4 protein-coding genes are annotated in these 2,866 nt (G+C 28.4%); all 4 read right to left on the reverse strand.

Annotation, left to right across the window (positions count from 1 at the left end):
* Positions 1 to 315 (reverse strand): AlbA family DNA-binding domain-containing protein (locus IQC44_RS11310; RefSeq protein WP_198306464.1); only part of this gene is annotated, 315 nt, incomplete at its 3' end.
* A 4-nt stretch (positions 316 to 319) separates the two neighbouring features.
* Positions 320 to 1,363 (reverse strand): DUF4917 family protein, encoded by a 1,044-nt coding sequence (locus IQC44_RS11315; RefSeq protein WP_198306465.1) that lies wholly within the window; start codon positions 1,361 to 1,363, stop codon positions 320 to 322.
* A complete protein-coding gene (locus IQC44_RS11320; RefSeq protein WP_198306466.1) occupies positions 1,360 to 2,475 on the reverse strand; it encodes a restriction endonuclease subunit S in 1,116 nt (371 codons plus the stop codon). The genes IQC44_RS11315 and IQC44_RS11320 overlap by 4 nt, the downstream gene beginning before the upstream one ends.
* The gene (locus IQC44_RS11325) at positions 2,468 to 2,767 is read right to left on the reverse strand and encodes a hypothetical protein (RefSeq protein ID WP_198306467.1); all 300 of its coding nucleotides are present in this window, start codon (positions 2,765 to 2,767) and stop codon (positions 2,468 to 2,470) included. The genes IQC44_RS11320 and IQC44_RS11325 overlap by 8 nt, the downstream gene beginning before the upstream one ends.
* Positions 2,768 to 2,866 lie beyond the last annotated feature (99 nt).

Here is a 2,866-nt window from a genome sequence, read left to right on the forward strand (position 1 = left end):
ACTTCTGTAGTAATATGAACCTTTATAGCTTATAGGATATGGATATTTATCAGTGATGATTTCAAGGTACTCTTTATCTTCATCTTGCAAAAGATTGACATCTACCATGATTCCTAATATATCTCGTACTTTGTTTGGTATATCTTCAAGAAGTTTTTTGGCATTATCAATGCCTTTGATTTCGCCATCATCATCCACACCAATATATAGTTTCCCACCATCAGTATTACCAAATGCACTAAGCCATTTAATATACTCATCTCTCCAAGATTGTTTAAACTCTATGTTTTGTGATTCGTTAATTTGTAGTTTCATATATTTATCTCCAAACTTTAGCCGTTCTATAATCATAAAAATAAACTTTTTTAGCTTTCTTTAATTTTGAAGATTGTTCTATAAAATCATCAAATTCTTTAGCTTCATCCTCATTTGATACACCAATATAAATATTTTCTACTTTGCTTTTTAATATTGCTTTTCTTATGTGAGTATCATTTCTTTTAAGAAGTGTTCCAAAGATAACTAAACTACTATTTTTTGTTCCAATGCTTGATAAACTTTTATAACAATGATTTAAATAAGCATTATGAATAATTTTTGCTTTTTTCTGTTCACTTGTTCCTTCTGATACAAAGATAGGATAAATATCTTTATTTAAATTTTCAAGAGTTTGTTCTTTTAATGATTTATCAGTTCTTGAAAATGTATTTTTGATAATTTCACTTTTTTTATCAAAAATATGTAAACCACCATGAAGAAAATAAATATTCTGAGATGCTCCATCATTTCCAAATACTACATAATTTGTAGTTTGTTCATGAGGGTCATAAAATCCATCACTAATGTCTAAAATTGAATCTTGTATTTGTTCTTCTTGTATAAAGCTTTGAAGCTTTATGCAACTCCAATAAAGTAATAAATCATAATTTAGAGTGTAAACTTTTTCAAAGTTTTTAATAAAACTAGAACTATTGAAAAATTCATCATCAGAAATCTCTGTTATTTTGTCAGGATGATTATTTGTAATTACATCAACAAGATATTTTTTCAAAGACTTAGAATCATCTAAAATCTTTTTTTCATCTGCCTTTGATAACACTCCATAAGTTTTCAAAACTTTAGTAGATGTTTCTAATAGTTTTACAACCTCTTCAAAATCTTTAGTATCAAATTGTTTAAAGACTTTATAAATCGGACTTGTTTTTGTTATCAATTCTCTTTCAACAGCATTATCAAGTAAGCTTGTAAAAGAAAATCTTTTCGGGTTATAAGCCATACTAAAACCATTACCAAGCAATAAATATCTTTTTTGTTCTTTAACATCTTCCAAAACTTCATCATAATTCATCATTGTAAAACTCATACCTTAACCCTCACTTGTCCAGTTAGTAGTTTTTGCATAAGTGCTTTTTTTTGAAGTTTTAATTCTTCAAGTTCATTTTTAAGAAGATTTATCTCATCATCTGCAAGGCTTAAAACTTCGGCAATTTTTTGTTGTTCTGGTAGTGATGGGAGTTTTAATTTCATCTTTGTCAATGTTGGTAATGTAATGTATGGAGTATTGCCTTCATTCTTTTCACGAGAAATTTGCAAACTCAAATATTTATCTAATAAATACTTGATTAAAAAAATATCATGCTCAAAATCGTCTAAAACATAAGTTCTTTGATAGGCATTAAACTTACCTTTAAAATAATGTATATATCCAACATTTGCACCATTTCCAGATACAAGCAAAGCTTCTGTATCAAAAGCAAACTCATTAATTTTATATGTTTCTCTAGCACATGTAAAAAATGTATATTTTCCATTTTCAACCATTGCATTAGCATTAAGTTTTCCAGTTGTAATTTTACAAATCTCTCCCAATCTCACTTCTTCCCACTCATCACTAAACCCATCAAAACGAACTTCACCACTTAAAAGCTTTTGCATAAGGGCTTTTTTTTGTAGCTCTTTTGCTCTTAAAAGCTCGGTTTGTTTAGTGATGGCTTCATCCCAAGTTGTCAAAATCTCGGCTATTTTTTCTTGCTCTTTTAGAGGTGGGATATCAAAAGGAATTTCAGACATATAGTTCCAATCAGCTCTTGGCATTTTTGAGCCACTTGAAACATTTGCTATTTGGTTAAATTTTTCTGTTTGTACCAAATAAAATAAAAAATCATTTTTAACTTTTTTGCCATTCATTACCCATATTTCAGATGAACAAACTCCTTCAAATTCTGCTTTCCAAAATTTCTTTAAATATGGTCTTAGTTTTCCAAATAAAATTTGTCCTTCTTCAAAACTATTTTTAATACTTTGCTGTTCACTAGAATTTGTATAACCTAATAGTTTTCCAGTTTCTTGTGATAAATGTTCTAATTCAACACATTTTTTATTTTCATTATTACCAATAGGGTTAAATTTTTTTGATGATATAGATAAAATCTCATTTAGTTCAATTTTTTGCCAATGTTGTTTGATTTCACTCATGGTTTTTATCCTCAAGACTTTTATATGATTTTTCTATCTTGCTTACACTTGTCTTTGGAGTTGGCAAATCCTCTGGCATAGTTCCACCCAGCTCTTTTATAGTTTCTCTTACTTTTTTACCTACTTCATGGTGGGTTTGGTTGGCTTTTGTTTTGCCTTGGATATTGTCTCGTTTTAGTTTTTCTTCTGTTTGAGTAAGAGTAAACATAGCTGTTGCTTTATCTGTGTAGCTATCAAGTTGCTTTATCTCTTCAAATATTTGATGGTGTTTTAGTTCTAAATCTTTTTTCATTATTTTTTATCCCCTAAAGATGCAACAACTTTTTCAAAGTCAATTTGCACTTTACTTTTCTCATTTATCATTTGAACTTTATACTTTTCATACTCTTCA

It is taken from the genome of Arcobacter vandammei, from assembly GCF_016106035.1.
Lineage (GTDB): Bacteria > Campylobacterota > Campylobacteria > Campylobacterales > Arcobacteraceae > Aliarcobacter > Aliarcobacter vandammei.